18 protein-coding genes are annotated in these 14,893 nt (G+C 65.8%); 7 read left to right on the top strand and 11 right to left on the bottom strand.

Features of this window, described 5'->3' with window-relative positions; genetic code table 11:
* The first annotated feature begins 17 nt into the window (after positions 1-17).
* The 7 genes from EJO69_RS00615 (at position 18) to EJO69_RS00585 (ending at position 4,564) form a co-directional block, all read left to right on the top strand.
* Entirely contained in the window at positions 18-743 is a 726-nt protein-coding gene (locus EJO69_RS00615) for a metal ABC transporter ATP-binding protein (protein ID WP_126037831.1), read from the top strand.
* On the top strand, positions 740-1,651 hold the full coding sequence (locus EJO69_RS00610; RefSeq protein WP_126037828.1) for a metal ABC transporter permease: 912 nt from the start codon (positions 740-742) through the stop codon (positions 1,649-1,651). Before EJO69_RS00615 ends, EJO69_RS00610 begins: the two co-directional genes overlap by 4 nt.
* Positions 1,636-2,049, top strand: coding sequence for a Fur family transcriptional regulator (locus EJO69_RS00605; RefSeq protein ID WP_126037825.1), 414 nt, complete (start codon positions 1,636-1,638; stop codon positions 2,047-2,049). Before EJO69_RS00610 ends, EJO69_RS00605 begins: the two co-directional genes overlap by 16 nt.
* A complete protein-coding gene (locus tag EJO69_RS00600; protein WP_126037823.1) occupies positions 2,046-2,549 on the top strand; it encodes a VTT domain-containing protein in 504 nt (167 codons plus the stop codon). The genes EJO69_RS00605 and EJO69_RS00600 overlap by 4 nt, the downstream gene beginning before the upstream one ends.
* On the top strand, positions 2,542-2,754 hold the full coding sequence (locus EJO69_RS00595; RefSeq protein WP_126037820.1) for an RNA-binding S4 domain-containing protein: 213 nt from the start codon (positions 2,542-2,544) through the stop codon (positions 2,752-2,754). Before EJO69_RS00600 ends, EJO69_RS00595 begins: the two co-directional genes overlap by 8 nt.
* A gap of 140 nt (positions 2,755-2,894) precedes the next feature.
* The gene (locus tag EJO69_RS00590; protein ID WP_126037817.1) at positions 2,895-3,809 is read left to right on the top strand and encodes an ABC transporter ATP-binding protein; all 915 of its coding nucleotides are present in this window, start codon (positions 2,895-2,897) and stop codon (positions 3,807-3,809) included.
* Complete coding sequence (locus tag EJO69_RS00585; protein WP_126037814.1) at positions 3,806-4,564, top strand: ABC transporter permease; 759 nt, start codon at positions 3,806-3,808, stop codon at positions 4,562-4,564. The genes EJO69_RS00590 and EJO69_RS00585 overlap by 4 nt, the downstream gene beginning before the upstream one ends.
* A gap of 123 nt (positions 4,565-4,687) precedes the next feature.
* On the opposite strand, the gene EJO69_RS00580 is transcribed toward EJO69_RS00585, so the two are convergent.
* From EJO69_RS00580 to ftsZ, 11 genes are all read right to left on the bottom strand, one after another.
* Positions 4,688-5,650 carry a YeiH family protein gene (locus EJO69_RS00580; protein ID WP_126037811.1) on the bottom strand — a complete coding sequence of 321 codons (963 nt, stop codon included), beginning with the start codon at positions 5,648-5,650 and terminating at the stop codon, positions 4,688-4,690.
* Positions 5,651-5,717: 67 nt separating this feature from the next.
* A complete protein-coding gene (locus EJO69_RS00575) occupies positions 5,718-5,909 on the bottom strand; it encodes a DUF6767 domain-containing protein (protein ID WP_126037808.1) in 192 nt (63 codons plus the stop codon).
* Positions 5,906-9,442, bottom strand: a complete 3,537-nt coding sequence (dnaE, locus tag EJO69_RS00570) for a DNA polymerase III subunit alpha (RefSeq protein ID WP_126037806.1) — start codon at positions 9,440-9,442, stop codon at positions 5,906-5,908. Before dnaE ends, EJO69_RS00575 begins: the two co-directional genes overlap by 4 nt.
* Before the next feature lie 147 nt (positions 9,443-9,589).
* On the bottom strand, positions 9,590-10,042 hold the full coding sequence (locus EJO69_RS00565) for a GNAT family N-acetyltransferase (protein ID WP_211331453.1): 453 nt from the start codon (positions 10,040-10,042) through the stop codon (positions 9,590-9,592).
* Complete coding sequence (locus EJO69_RS00560) at positions 10,036-10,965, bottom strand: RluA family pseudouridine synthase (protein ID WP_126037801.1); 930 nt, start codon at positions 10,963-10,965, stop codon at positions 10,036-10,038. The genes EJO69_RS00565 and EJO69_RS00560 overlap by 7 nt, the downstream gene beginning before the upstream one ends.
* A complete protein-coding gene (lspA, locus tag EJO69_RS00555; protein WP_126037798.1) occupies positions 10,958-11,440 on the bottom strand; it encodes a signal peptidase II in 483 nt (160 codons plus the stop codon). The genes EJO69_RS00560 and lspA overlap by 8 nt, the downstream gene beginning before the upstream one ends.
* 45 nt (positions 11,441-11,485) lie before the next feature.
* Complete coding sequence (locus tag EJO69_RS00550; RefSeq protein ID WP_126037795.1) at positions 11,486-12,067, bottom strand: DivIVA domain-containing protein; 582 nt, start codon at positions 12,065-12,067, stop codon at positions 11,486-11,488.
* A gap of 108 nt (positions 12,068-12,175) precedes the next feature.
* A complete protein-coding gene (locus tag EJO69_RS00545; protein WP_211331452.1) occupies positions 12,176-12,472 on the bottom strand; it encodes a YggT family protein in 297 nt (98 codons plus the stop codon).
* Positions 12,469-12,879 (bottom strand): cell division protein SepF, encoded by a 411-nt coding sequence (locus EJO69_RS00540; protein ID WP_126037792.1) that lies wholly within the window; start codon positions 12,877-12,879, stop codon positions 12,469-12,471. Before EJO69_RS00540 ends, EJO69_RS00545 begins: the two co-directional genes overlap by 4 nt.
* 38 nt (positions 12,880-12,917) lie before the next feature.
* Positions 12,918-13,598 (bottom strand): purine nucleoside phosphorylase YfiH/LACC1 family protein, encoded by a 681-nt coding sequence (locus EJO69_RS00535; protein ID WP_126037790.1) that lies wholly within the window; start codon positions 13,596-13,598, stop codon positions 12,918-12,920.
* 56 nt (positions 13,599-13,654) lie between these two features.
* Complete coding sequence (gene ftsZ, locus EJO69_RS00530; RefSeq protein WP_126037787.1) at positions 13,655-14,839, bottom strand: cell division protein FtsZ; 1,185 nt, start codon at positions 14,837-14,839, stop codon at positions 13,655-13,657.
* Positions 14,840-14,893: the final 54 nt, after the last annotated feature.

Here is a 14,893-nt window from a genome sequence, read left to right as displayed (position 1 = left end):
GTGATGTCGGCGTCCGTATGGGATCCACGCAGATCCTGTCGGGAATAGACCTCGACATCGAGGACGGTACAACACTGGCGATCCTCGGCCCGAACGGCTCCGGCAAGTCATCCCTCGTACGAGCCATGCTCGGCATCTACCCCCACACAGGGCTCATCGAGCTCCTCGGGGAGAGACTGCCGGGTCGGAGCGTCGATTGGGCCCAGATCGGATATGCACCCCAGCGGCCCACGTCGACGGCGGGTGTGCCCGCGACCGCGCTTGAGGTGGTCGCCTCGGGCCTGCTCCACGGGCGGACCTTCCGCTTCGGGAGGGGCTACAAGGAGAGGGCGATGGATGCGCTCGACAGCGTTGGCCTCGCCCATCGCGCCGAGGAATCGGTTCAAACGTTCTCGGGCGGGCAGCAGCAGCGCGTCATGCTCGCGCGGGCGCTCGTCTCGAACCCATCGCTCCTCTTCCTCGACGAGCCGTTCTCCGGGGTCGACAGGGCATCCCGCGAGACGCTGACGCGCACTCTCACCGAGAAGCACCACGAGGGCCTCACCATCGTCGTCGTCCTGCACGAGCTGCAGAACCTCCGGCCCCTCATCGACAACACGATCGTCATCGAGCACGGCAGGATCATCCGCCGGGGCGATGCTCCGCGGGCGACTGCCTGGCACGACGATCCGGATCACGATCATGACCACGAGCACGCGGACGAATGGACGTCGTTCCGCACGCCGGATTTGGAGGGGCTGTGATAGACGTACTTGTCGAGATGTGGAGCAACGGCCTCCTGCGCCGCGCTCTCATCGTCGCCGCCATCGTCGGCGTCTCCGCCCCGGTCATGGGCACCTATCTTGTCCAGCGCAGGCTGACCCTTCTCGGCGACGGCATCGGCCACATGGCCCTCACGGGCGTCGCCGCAGGCTGGCTCGCCGCGGCTGCCGCGGGGGCCTCGAACCGCGATGAGTGGGCTGTGCCCGGTGCCGTCATCGCCTCGATCCTCGGCGCCCTCATCATCGAGTACCTGCGTGACCGCGGCAAGGCCTCTGGCGACGTGGCCCTCGCACTCCTGTTCTACGGCGGCATCGCCGGCGGCGTCCTCCTCATCGGCATCGCCGGTGGTACGACGAACAATCTCAACGCCTACCTATTCGGCTCGATCTCGACCGTGACCGTCATGGACCTGTGGCTCTCATTGGTCCTCGCCGTCGTCGTCCTCATCGTCGGCGTCGGGCTCCGGCCGGCCCTGTTCGCGCTGTGCCACGACCAGGAGTTCGCGACAGCCTCGGGTCTGCCCGTGCGCGCCCTGTCGGTCCTCATCTCCGTCACGGCCGCACTCACGGTTGCGGTGGCGATGCGAGTGGTCGGTGTGCTCATGGTGTCTGCCCTCATGGTCATCCCCGTCGCCACGGCCCAACTCGTCACGCGATCCTTCGTGTCGACGATGCGGTTCGCCATGCTCATCGGTGTCCTCGTCGCGGAGGCGGGCCTCATCATCACGTACGTCTACGACATCTCCCCGGGCGCGATGATCGTCACCCTCGCGGTCGGACTGTACGCCGTCCTATCGATCATCCGCCCACTCCTAGTAAGATCCCCCCAGGGGGACCCTCATCCGACCATGGATGACCAACTGAGAGGTGCAGAGTGTCGAACGGCGTAGCTCAGCCCTCCCGACGGCCCACCCGGGCCCGCTCGATCATCCGCGCCACGCTCGACTCGACGGACAGGTTCATGTCCGCCCAGCGGCTGCACGAGATGATCACGGAGCAGGGTGAGGACGTCGGGCTGGCCACGGTCTATCGGACACTCCAGCTGTTCGCGGATGACGGCGAGGTGGACTGCCTGCGCGACAGCGACGGCGAGATGCTCTACCGCAAGTGTGTCCGCGAGGCTCACCACCACCATCTGATCTGCCGCCGCTGCGGGGTGACGAAGGAGCTCGAGGACCTGACGATCGAGCAGTGGGCCGATGCCGTGGCCGCCAAGCACGGCTTCTCATCCGTCTCCCACACCTTCGAGGTGTACGGCGTGTGTGCCGACTGCCAGGCGGCCGGATGAGCGAGTTCTTCTCGACAGGCCCGTTCCTGCTCGTCTACCTCGCCCTGCTCGTCATCGTGTTCTGCCGGGCGCAGGCGACATACTGGATCGGCTACTACGTCACCACGAGGCTGACGAAGAATGTGCCCGAGACGGGCTGGCGCCGACGCTTCTACACGTGGTCAGAACAGGACTCCGTCAAGGCCGGCATCGACACGATCCACCGCCGCGGATGGATCATCATTCCGCTCTCCTTCCTCACGATCGGCTTCCAGTCGATCATCCAGTTCGCCGCCGGTCTCATCAGGTTCTCCCCGCCCCGATACACGGCGGCGATGCTCCCGGGATGCATGGCGTGGGCCCTCATCTACTCGACCATCGGGTTCTCCGTCTGGGGCGCCCTCATCGCCGCATTCGCCGGATCACCCTACGGCATCGCACTTCTTCTCCTCCTCGTCCTCATCATCGTGCTCGGCCTCCGCTGGCGGCGCCGCGCACAGGGAAGGCTCATCCATGAATGACGTCGAAGCACGGCTCCCCATCCGGCTCGGTCAGCTCCTCAAGCTCGCCGATCTCGCCGACTCCGGCACCCACGCGCGCGAGCTCGTCGAGGCGGGCGAGGTCGAGGTCAACAGCGAGAGGTGCACGCAGCGGGGCCGGCAGCTGTCCGAGGGCGATACGGTATCCGTCCACGGCACGACCATCACCGTCATCTCGGCGGACTAGCGAGGCGGGTCCGCTCGAGGGCTCACCCGATCCGGACAATTCACCTCCCCTGGTGAACCCGATCCGTGCAGAAGGTGAACAATCGGCGATCATCGGCGCCACACTTGGAATCCGCGGATTCCGCGGTGCATGATGTGCCTATGCTCCACAACGACTCGGGGACCCCATCCGCGATCACGATAACCGGCCTCACCAAGCACTTCAATCGCGTGCGGGCGGTGGATGGAATCGACGCCGAGATCCGACGCGGTGAGATCGTCGCCTTCCTCGGCCCGAACGGTGCGGGAAAGACGACCACCCTCGACATGGTTCTCGGTCTCACAACCCCCACATCGGGCACCATCACCGTCAACGGCTCCACCCCCCGCGACGCTGTCGCCAAGGGCGAGATCAGCGCCGTTCTGCAGACCGGCGGGCTGCTCCACGACCTCAAGGTCGGAGAGGTCGTCGACTATGTCGCCTCGACGTACCGGACCCCGACCCTCGGGCGCGAGGCCCTCGATCGCGCCGGCATCGCCAACCTCGCCGACCGCAAGGTGTCCCTCTGCTCGGGTGGCGAACAGCAGCGACTGAAGTTCGCGCTGTCGCTGCTGCCGAACCCGCAGATCCTCGTCCTCGATGAGCCGACAGCGGGCATGGATGTGACTGCGCGCCGGTCATTCTGGGCAACCATGCAGGCTGAGGCCCGAGAGGGCCGCACCATCATCTTCGCCACCCACTATCTTGAGGAGGCGCAGGCCTTCGCCGAGCGCGTCATCCTCGTCGCCCGCGGCCGGATCATCGCCGACGGGCCGATGTCGGAGATCCGCCAATACACCGACATTCGCGTCCTCACGGCGCGGATCGCCGATGAGGCGGCCGTGCGCGAAGCCCTCAAGCACTTCTCGACCGACCTGTCCTACACGATCGAGGATGGGGTCCTCCTCGTGCGGGATCGAGATACGGACGGGCTCGCGCGCGTCCTTCTCGGCATCGATGGGGTCAGCGATCTGGAGATCTCTGCACCCTCGCTCGAGGACGCGTTCGTCGACATGACCGAGGAGAAGACCCCGTGAACCTCACGATGTACCGGATTGAGTTCGCTCGGGTGCTGCGCGACTATTCGTCGCTCTTCTTCATCGTGGCGCTCCCTGCGTTCATGTATGTCATCTTCGGCACGACGCTGAGCTCATCAGACGCGCGCGTCGGCAACGGGAACGTCGCCATGTCGACGATGATCGGGCTCAGCGCCTACGGCGCCGCGACGGCCACCGCATCGATCTCGAGCATGGCGGCGGTCGAGAAGATTCAGGGATGGGGCAGACAGCTCGCCCTCACCCCCATGAAGCAGGGGACGTACGTCGCGGTCAAGACTGCTCTCGCCATGACCGTCGCCCTCATCCCCATTGCCCTCATCTACCTCGTCGGGTTCCTCCTCGACTCCGAGGCACTGGGCACGACATGGCTGTTCTCGGCCCTTCTGCTCGCGGCCGGGTCCATGATCTTCGCCCTTTATGGGCTGGTGTTCGGCCTCTACTTCAAGTCCGAAACGGCCTCCTCCATCTCGTCCGGCATCATCGTCATCCTCGCCTTCCTCGGCAACGTCTTCGTGCCGCTCTCGGGCACGATGCTCACCATCGCCAAGCTGACGCCGATGTACGGCTATGTCTCCCTCGCCCGCTACCCACTGCTGCGCGGCACCGGGTACGACACGAACGGCAACGCGATCGACGAGCCGCTGTGGCAGGCTCTGCTCAACGTCGGCGTCTGGACCGTCATCTTCGCCGCCCTCTGCATCCACCTCGTCCGTCGCAGCAGCAGGCGGTTCTGAGAGCGCCACCCCACGCACAGCCGAGAAGGGCAGTCCCGGGTGGGGCTGCCCTTCTCCACAGCCGGCCGAGCAGAAAGGTCTCGGACCAGCGGCTGGCCGAACAGAATGTTGTCGGTCCTGCACCTAGCCGAGCAGAATCATTCCCGTGCTGGCGACCGCCGTGACGAGGAGCGTCGACAGCGCACCGAGCAGCACCGGCCTGAAGCCGACCTGCTTGAACGCGGAGAATCGGATCCCCAGGCCGAGCGCGAACATCGCGGAGGCGAGGCAGATCGTCTGGACGATCGAGATCGCACTGAGGAGGACGCCGGGCAGGTCGACGAACGTTGTCACGATGGTGGCGGCGATGAAGCCGGCGACGAAGGCGGGGACCGGTGATCCCTGGACTCCCGTGCCCCTGCCCCGCTCCATGAGGTTGAGGACGGCGATGACCGGGGCGAGCATGAGCACGCGGGCAAGCTTGACGATGACGGCGACGGTCAGCACTCCCCCGCCCATGATCCCTCCGACGGCCACAACCTGGGCGACCTCGTGGATGGAGGCGCCTGCGATGAGGCCGTTGAGCCGGTCGTCGAAGCCGACGAGGCCGAGCACGAGCGGGACGATCCCGATCATGAGGGTGCCGTAGATGACGACAAGGCCGATCGCTGTCGCGACCTCCGAGTCCTTCCGCCTGATCGTCGACTCGACGCCCGCCACGGCGGCAGCACCGCAGATCGAGAACCCTGCCCCGATGAGGACCGATTGGGAGTGGCTGACGCCAAGACGTCTGCCGATGGCGATCGTGCCGAACAGTCCGATGAAGACGGTGAGGATGACGGTGAGGACCACACCCCAGCCGAGGGCGGCGATATCCCCGAGGGAGATCGAGAATCCGAGGAGAACGATCCCGAATCGGAGCACCTTCTTCGAGGCGACAGCCCGGCCGGGCTCGATCCACTCCGGGAGCGTGACAATGTTGGCGAGGGCGATGCCCGCGATGATCGCGACGAGAAGGGCGCTGGCCCCCGGCACGAGTTTCTGAAGGAGGAGGCTGGCAATGCCCGCGGCAAGGCAGGCTGTCACACCGGGCTGAACCCGAGTCATATCACTGTGCTTTCACGAAAAGGTCGCCCAAGGGGCGCTGCTGAGGCTGGGGGTCGGATCTCATTCCCTAGGGCCCGCCCTGTGCCTGCCTCATCCGTTCTCGGTGCTGGCGGCGTTTGACCGCCAGCTCCGCCCGCAGGTCCTCGTCTTCCATGACGAGCTTGACTGTCTGGCAGTCCTCAGGACCGGTGACATACGCCTGGCACAGCGTGCAGGGCTCCCCCGGCCTGATCGGGCATTGCGGTGTCGGTCTGCTCATCCGAGCGCTCTCTGTCCGAGGAGGACAGCGACATCGGCTGCCAGCGCGGGGCCGGCGTTGACGTGGTACCGGCGGTCGATCGCAACGACGACGGTCGAGGATGGCCGCTTGACGTGAAGGCGCACGGGGGTGTTGCCCGGGTAGTCGATGAGAAGCGAGCGGAGCCTCACCATGAGGTCCTCACTGCAGCGCTCCTCGGGCAGATGGATGTCAAAGGGCCGCTCGTCGGCGCCCGAGGTGTCGACCGTGGAGACGTCCTGCGCGTTGAGCTGGACATCGCCATCCCGGTTCGAGACGCGGGACTTGATGGCGATGACGGAGTCGACGACGAGCTGGTCGGCCACCTTCTGGTACGTGGCGGGGAAGACGTTGATCGTGATCGAGCCGGTCAGGTCCTCGAGGGTGACCTGGGCCCAGAGCTTGCCGGACTTCTTCGACACGCGAGTCTCGACCGAGGTCAGCAGTCCCGCAACGGTGACCTGCTCACCGTCGGCGCGCTCCTCGCCCTCGAAGATCGACACGATCGTCGTGTTCGCCGCGCGCTCGACCGCGGATTCGAGCCCGGACAGCGGGTGGTCCGACACGTAGAGGCCGAGCATGTCGCGCTCGAAGCCGAGCTTCGTCTTCTTGTCCCACTCGGGCAGGTCCGGCACGACCAGGTTGAACTGCTCGACGTCCCCGCCCAGGTCGGCGAACAGGTCGAACTGACCAGCGGCCTCGTTCCGCTTGACGCCGACGACGACGTCGATGGCCTCCTCTGCTGAGAGCGCGAGCTGCCGGCGGTTCTGGCCGAGCGAGTCGAAGGCACCGGACTTGACGAGGGAGTCGATGGCGCGCTTGTTGCAGACGGGCAGGGGCACCTTCTCGAGGAAGTCCTGGAAGGACGTGTAGGCGCCCTTCTCCTCGCGGGCGGAGATGATGCCATTGACGACATGCATGCCGACGTTGCGGACGGCGGACAGGCCGACGTTGATCGCATCGCCGACCGCCGTGAACTCAGCGGCGGAGACATTGACGTCCGGCTGCTTGACGACGATGCCCATGCGGCGGCATTCGGCCAGATAGAGGGCGAGCTTCTTCTTGTCGTCCTTCTGGGACGTGAGGAGGGCGGCCATGAACTCGGCCGGGTAGTGGGCCTTGAGGTAGGCGGTCCAGTAGGAGATGACGCCGTACGCGGCCGAGTGGGACTTGTTGAAGGCGTACTCGGAGAAGGGGACGAGGATGTCCCACAGGGTTTTGACCGTGTCCTTCGAGAACCCGTTCGCGACCATGCCGGCCTCGAAGTCCGCGAACTGGGCGTTGAGGACCGCGAGCTGTTTCTTGCCCATCGCCTTGCGCAGGACATCGGCCTTGCCGAGCGAGAACCCGGCGACCTTCTGCGCGATCTGCATGACCTGCTCCTGATAGACGATCAGGCCGTAGGTCGTTCCGAGGATCTCCTCGAGCGGCTCCTCGAGCTCCGGGTGGATCGGAGTGATCTTCTGGAGGCCGTTCTTGCGCAGCGCGTAGTTCGTGTGCGAGCCGGCGCCCATCGGACCCGGTCGGTACAGGGCCGAGACGGCGGAGATGTCCTCGAAGTTGTCGGGCTTCATCTGCTTGAGCAGGGTCCGCATGCCGGCGCCATCAAGCTGGAACACGCCGAGTGTCTCCGCCCGGGCCATCAACTCATATGCCTCACGGTCGTCGAACGGCACCTCCTCCATGACGGGAGGCTCCTTGCCGTTGCGGCGGATGTTCTCGAGAGCATCTTCGATGACGGTGAGGTTGCGCAGGCCGAGGAAGTCCATCTTGAGCAGACCGAGCTCCTCGCACTGCGGGTACTCGAACTGGGTGATGACGGCGCCATCCTGCGGCCGCTGCATGATCGGGATGACATCCTCGAGCTTCCGCGAGGACATGATGACCGCACAGGCGTGGACACCCCACTGCCTCGTCAACCCCTCGAGGCCGGTGGCGAGCTCGAAGACCTCGCGGTTCTCGTTCGTCGACTCGACGAAGCTCCGGAACTCCGACGCCTCGGCGTAGCGCTTCGCGCCCTTGTCGAAGACATCGCCGAGCGAAATGTCCTTGCCCTGGACGGAGGGAGGCATCGCCTTTGTCAGCTTCTCGCCGACCTCGAAGGGGAAGCCGAGAACGCGCGACGCATCCTTGAGCGCCTGCTTCGACTTGATCGTTCCGTAGGTGACGACCTGGGAGACGTTGTCCTTGCCGTACTTCTCCTCGACGTACTCGATGACCTCGTTGCGCCTGCGCTCATCGAAGTCGACGTCGATATCGGGCATGGAGACGCGCTCCGGGTTGAGGAACCGCTCGAACAGGAGCCCGTGCGGGATCGGATCAAGATCGGTGATCTGCAGGGCGTAGGCCACCATCGAGCCGGCGCCGGAACCACGCCCGGGGCCCACCCTGATCCCCTGGGACTTCGCCCACTTGATGTAGTCGGAGACGACAAGGAAGTAGCTGGGGAACCCCATGCGGGTGATGACCTCGACCTCGTAGTCTGCCCTCGCCCGCACATCGGCCGGGATCCGCTCGCCGAAGCGCTCGTGGAGGCCGTTCTCGACCTCCTTGATGAACCAGGACGTCTCATCCTCGCCGGGCGGGGTTGGGAACTCCGGCATGAAGTTCGCACCATCCGCGGATGTCACGAACTCCATCTCGCAGCGCTCGGCGATGGCGATCGTGTTCGACAGCGCCCCGGGGATGTCACCGAACAGCCTCTCCATCTCAGCCGTCGAGCGCAGATGGTAGCCGTGTCCGTCGAACTTGAACCGGTCCGGATCGGTCAGGGTCGAGCCGGAGTTGATGCACAGCATCGCGTCCTGGATCTTCGCATCATCCTCGTGGACATAGTGGGAGTCGTTCGTCGCAATGATCGGCGCACCGATCTTCTTGGCCAGCTCGAGCAGCTCGTTGCGCACCCGCCGCTCGATCTCATTATCGTGATCCATGATCTCGACGAAGTAGTTCTCTCGGCCGAAGATCTCCTGCATCTCGCCCGCCGCGCGGATCGCCTCCGCCTCTTGGCCGAGCCGCAGGCGCACCTGCACCTCACCCGACGGGCATCCGGCCGTGCCGATGAGGCCCGTCGAGTAGGACTCGAGGAGCTCGCGGTCGATGCGGGGCCACTTCCCCATCTGGCCCTCGAGCGAGGCCCTTGACCCCATACGGAACAGGTTGTGCATGCCCTCGGTCGAGTAGGCGAGCAGGGTCATGTGCGTGTAGGCGCCGTTGGCCGACACGTCGTCCGCCCGCTGCGCCTCCGTGCCCCAGCGGACACGCTCCTTGGAGAACCGGGAGATGCCCGGGGTCATGTAGGCCTCAATGCCGATGATGGGCTTGATGCCGGCCTTCTTCGCAGTGCGGTAGAAGTCGTACGCGCCGAAGAGATATCCGTGGTCGGTGATTGCGAGAGCCTTCTGGCCGTTCGCCACCGCGGCATCGACCAGCTTGCCGATCTTCGCGGCCCCGTCCAGCATCGAGTACTCGGTGTGGACATGAAGGTGCGCGAAATCCTGATCAGCAATGGCCATACCTCAAGTCTAGGACCACCCGACGAGACATTCGACAAGGCCATCATCACAGTGTTGGTCTCCCGTGGCGCGCTGCACCCAACAGGTTGCAGGTGTGCACCGCTCGACCGCGCCCGTTCGCATCCGCTTCGCGGGGCGGAAAGACCGTCAGCCGTTGATAGTCTTGACCATGTCCTTGTGCCAGATCCCCGCATCGAGATACTCCCGATGGCTGACATAGCCGTAACCGAGCGCCTCGTAGAAGCCCTGCGCGCCGCGCTGGGCTGACAGCGCGATCGTCAGTCGACCCCCGTCCGCATAGGCCTTCTGTGCCGTCTCCTCGAGGGCAAGCATGAGCCGCCTGCCAAGACCGGTGCCGCGCACCCGCGCGGCGACGCAGATGCGGCCGAGGTGGACGTGACCCGGGCTGTCGAGGAGGATCCTGCCGGTGGCGGCCGGGCCCCGGTCATCCTTCGCAAGAAGGTGGATCGTTGTTGGCGCGAGGTCGAGGTCGTCGATCTCCTCCTCGATCGGCACCTTCTGCTCGTCGACGAACACCTCTTTGCGGACGGCCCACGCGGCCGCCATGTCCTCGTCGGTCGTCACTTCGATGATCACCACAGGTCCCCCTGTCGCATGCGGTCGAGGGCCCGCTGCAGGTCCTCGGGGTAGTCGGATTCGAACTCGACGCGCCTGCCGGTCCCCGGATGTTCGAAAGCCAGTCGGCATGCGTGCAGCCACTGCCTGTCCAGCCCCAGCTTCTCCGACAGTGTCGGGTCCGAGCCGTAGAGCGGATCGCCCACGGCGGGATGGTGGATCGCCGCCATGTGGACCCTGATCTGGTGGGTGCGGCCCGTCTCGAGATCGACCTCGAGGAGCGCCGCCCCGCCGAGTGTCTCGATCGTCGTGTAGTGCGTGATCGAGGGCCTGCCGCCCGCCACCACCGCCATCTTCCACGAGTGTCGATGGTCGCGGGCGATCGGGGCGTCGATCGTCCCCTTCTCGGGGAACGGATGGCCCTGGACGAGGCAGTGGTAGATCTTGTCGACAGTGCGCTCCTTGAAGGCGCGCTTGAGGGTCGTGTAGGCCCGCTCGGACTTGGCGACGACCATGAGCCCCGAGGTGCCCACGTCGAGTCGGTGGACGATACCCTTTCGCTCGGCGGGACCGTAGGACGTGATGGTCACTCCTGCGGCGCGCAGAGCCCCAACGACGTTCGGTCCCTCCCATCCGACCGACGGGTGCGCGGCGACGCCGGCCGGTTTGTCGACGACGATGATGTCGGCGTCCTCGTAGACGACGTCCATATCGATCGGTGTCTCGATGGGCTCCGCGGCCGGCGGGGCCGGCAGGACGACATCGATCCGCTCCCCTGCCATGAGGCGCCGCGATCGAGAGACGACGCGGCCCTCGACGGTGACGGATTCGGAGTCGACGAGGTCACCGGCCTTCGAGCGGGACAGACCTGTCAGCCGGGCAACCCCGACATCGATGCGCTCGCCCGCCAGACCATCGGGGACGAAGTACGTACGGGCCTCACTCATCGGCCGACTCCTCTGCGCCGCTGAAGGGAATGCCCCTCATCTCAATGATGACGAGGGCGACGACCCCAAGGACGAGGGCGATGTCCGCAATGTTGCCGACGAACCAGCCGTTGTAGCTGATGAAGTCGACGACGTGGCCCTGCCCGAAGGACGGGTCGCGGAACAGCCGGTCGATGAGGTTGCCGACCGCGCCGCCGGCGATGATGCCGAGCGTGATCGCCCACGCCCGTGACCCGCACTGGCGCAGCACCCAGAGGATGACGGCGACGACGACGGCCGAGAAGATCGTGAAGAGCCAGGTGCTGCCGGTTCCGAGGGAGAACGCCGCACCGGGGTTGTAGACAAGGACGAAGGACAGGAAGTCCCCGATGACGGGGATCCGCTCGCCGCCCGCGAGGGCGCTCTCGGCCCACCACTTCGTGATCTGGTCGAGGAGGATGACGAAGAGGCCGAAGGCGAGTGCGCGTCGATACATGGCATGACGATGGCGGCCCGAAGGCCGCCATCGAACTCCGAGTCTCTAGATGTTTCCGGTGCTCGTGTGGCCCGAATCAACGTTGGCCAGGAGCGACTCGAGGTAGGACTTCATGCGGGAGCGGTAGTCGCGCTCGAAGTCGCGCAGCTCCGAGATCTTGCGCTCGAGGAGACCGCGCTCCTGCTCCAGCTTCGTCAGGGTGCGGTTGTGCTGCTCCTCCGCCTCGCGGATGATGCGAGTGGATTCGGCGTTCGCCTCCGCGAGGATACGGTCGCCCTCCTCGCGGCCCTCCGCGACGTACTTGTCGTGAAGCTCCTGAGCCAGTGCGAGGACGCCGACGGCGGGTCCGGCGAGATCGCCGGTCTGCTCCGTGGTCTGGACAGGGGCGGCCGTCGCTCCGGCTGCGGCTGCGGGCGCCTCGGCGCCGCCGGCCTCAAGCTCACCCACGCGCGCCTTCGCGGCAGCGAGCTCGTCGCGCAGCGTATTGCGCTCCTCGATCAGCTGCTTGATGGTCTCTGCCACCTCATCGAGGAAGTCATCAACCTCATCCTGGTTGTAGCCCTCTTCGCGGTAGCGAGTTTCAGCGAATGTCTTGTTTACGACATCCTCTTCAGTGAGCAGCGCCATATCTTCACCTCGTAGTTTCAGTCAGTAAGTGCTGGATCGAACATAAGACTACACCAGTCAATCCTGTCACACGGTCAATGCCAGTGCAGGAACCGGTTTGTGTGCCCGCTAGAGGCCGATGATGATTCTCTGGACAATCCACTGGGCGATGGAGACCCCGAAGAACAGCACGATGAACCCCATATCGAGCGCGACAGGACCCATACGAAGCGGCGGAACGTAGCGCCGGAGGAACCGCAGGGGCGGGTCCGTCAGGCGGTACACGACGTTCGCGACGATGAGCATGAATCCGGTCGGTCTCCAGTCGCGGGAGAACGTGGAGACCAGATCGATGACGACTCGGCCGAAGAGGACAAACGTATAGAGCGACAGCGCCCAGAACAGGATCGTGAGGAGAAGGATCATCGACCCAGTCTATTGCCCCCGTCGGCGCGGTGCTCTTCCATCCGAACCGAGTACGGCGTCATGAGCAGCACGTCGTCCGAGATCTGGTTGAGGTTGCCGCCGCGGCCGTAGCAGACTCCGAGCGCGAAGTCGGCGATCCTCTGTCGGGCCGCATCATCCGCCTGCGACAGATTGAGGATGACGGGCAGGTCCTTGCGGAACTCGTCGGCGAAAGTCTGGATATCTGCGAATGTGCGGGGCCAGCAGGTGGCGATCCGCGAGACCTCTTCGGCGGGCGTGACGGCCCTGATGCTGCTCACAGGGGCCTCCTCGTCGTAGTCGTCATACTCGTATCCCTCATCGTCGAGGAATTCTTCGCTCTCGTCCGAGAGCGAGGCTTTCTCCATGAAGCGCTCGAACATTCCCATGGCGCTCCCCCTTCCATCAGTGGCATGCCACCTTCAAGTTAGAACAGGGGAAGTTCCGCGGCGGGCAAGCGCGACGGAGTGTCGCGATCGAGCACGAGGAATCCTGCGAATCTGCCGGCCCTGCCGTGCTGCCTGCGGTGGGAGAAGAACCGCTCATCCTCCATCGTGCAGACACCGACCGAGGCGACGTCGACGCCGCGGCGATTGAGGATACGAGCCACCGACCCCGGGATGTCGATTCCGCGAGTCCCCCACCGCGTTGTGCTGGAGCTGCCCCGAAGGGTCCGCTCAGCCTCAGCCGCCAGCTCATCGCCCACCTCATAGCAGGCGCCGCAGACTGCGGGGCCGATGACCGCCGCGATCTGCGTGATGCCGGCGCGATGGAAGAGGTCCACCGCTCGGTCGACGATACCGCCGAGCAGCCCTGCCCGGCCGACATGGACGACGGCGCCGAGCCGGCCGGATCCGCCGCACATGAGGAGCGGCACGCAGTCGGCGACCATGACGGCGCCGCCCTGGCCCGGGTGAAGGATGAGACCGTCAGCCTCGGGCGCGGTAGCGTGATCCGCCGGGACGATGGCGGTGCCGTGGACCTGGTTCATCCAGGCCAGCGGCCCCGTCTCAGCTTCGAGTCGCCGCCTCCAGAGATCGACGTTCGCCGGCTCGTCCCCGACGTGCTGGGCGACATTGCCCGCGAAGGCGCCACCCGGCTCCCGCATGGTGAAGCCAGCAGCGGCGCCGGGCAGATCGACGCGGAGAATCCCGCCCGTGATCGTCAGTCCTCGTTGAAGAGGAAGGAGGGGATGTCGAGATCCGCGCGGATCCGCTCATCGCCCGAGACCCTGCGCGCCGGTGCGGCATGCGCGGAGGGAGCGACGGGCGACGCGGGCGAGACGAGGTGGCCGGGGTCGGCCTCCTCGACGGCGGCGGCCTTGACGGGCTGCTCGACGGGCTCGGCGGGCACGCTCGGCGGGACCTGCTGGGCGCCGGGGATCCGACCGGACACAATGTGGTCATCCGCCTCGTCGAAGCCTGCCGCGATGACGGTCACGTTGACGACGTCACCGAGCGAATCCTCGATGATGTGGCCGACGATGATGTTCGCGTTCGGGTCGACCGACTCCTTGACGAGCTGCGAGGCACGTGCGAGCTCCTGCATGGAGAAGTCCGCGCCGGCCTGGAAGGACAGGAGGACGCCGTGGGCGCCGTCGATGCGGGCCTCGAGAAGCGGGGAGGAGATTGCGTTCTCCGTCGCCCTCATCGCACGATCCTCGCCCGAGGCGGAGCCGATGCCCATGATCGCCGTTCCGGCGTCCTTCATGACGGCCTTGACGTCGGCGAAGTCGAGGTTGACGAGGCCCGGGATGGTGATGAGGTCAGAGATGCCCTTGACGCCGGAGCGGAGCACCTCGTCCGCCATGTGGAAGGCCTCGAGGACGGACAGCTCCTTCTCGGCGATCTCGAGGAGCCGGTCGTTGGGGATAACGATGAGGGTGTCGACTGCCTGGCGCAGCTCCTTGATGCCCGCGGCGGCATTGTTGGCCCGCTGGCGGCCCTCGAAGTCGAAGGGGCGGGTGACGACGCCGACGGTCAGCGCACCAAGATCACGGGCCGCGTTCGCGACGATCGGAGCGGCGCCCGTGCCCGTGCCACCACCCTCGCCGGCGGTCACGAACACCATGTCCGCGCCCTCGAGGGCGGCGCGGATGATGTCGACGTTCTCCTCGGCGGCCTTGCGGCCGATCGCCGGGTCGGCACCCGCGCCGAGACCGTTGGAGACCGACCTGCCGATGTCGAGCTTCGTCTCCGCCTCAGACTTGACGAGCGACTGGCCGTCCGTGTTGACGGCGATGAACTCGACCCCGGAGAGCCCGTCCTGAATCATACGGTCGACGGCGTTGACACCACCGCCGCCGACTCCGATCACCTTGATGTTGGCTGCGTTGTTGATTGTCGACATATTTCCTCCGGGACCTCAAGTGCTGGTTGAGGTTTCTTGGCTCCAACCTCGCGC

The organism is Flaviflexus salsibiostraticola (genome assembly GCF_003952265.1).
Classification (GTDB): domain Bacteria; phylum Actinomycetota; class Actinomycetes; order Actinomycetales; family Actinomycetaceae; genus Flaviflexus; species Flaviflexus salsibiostraticola.
The sequence above is the reverse complement of the archived record's forward strand: the minus strand, read 5'-3'. Positions and strand labels throughout refer to the sequence as shown.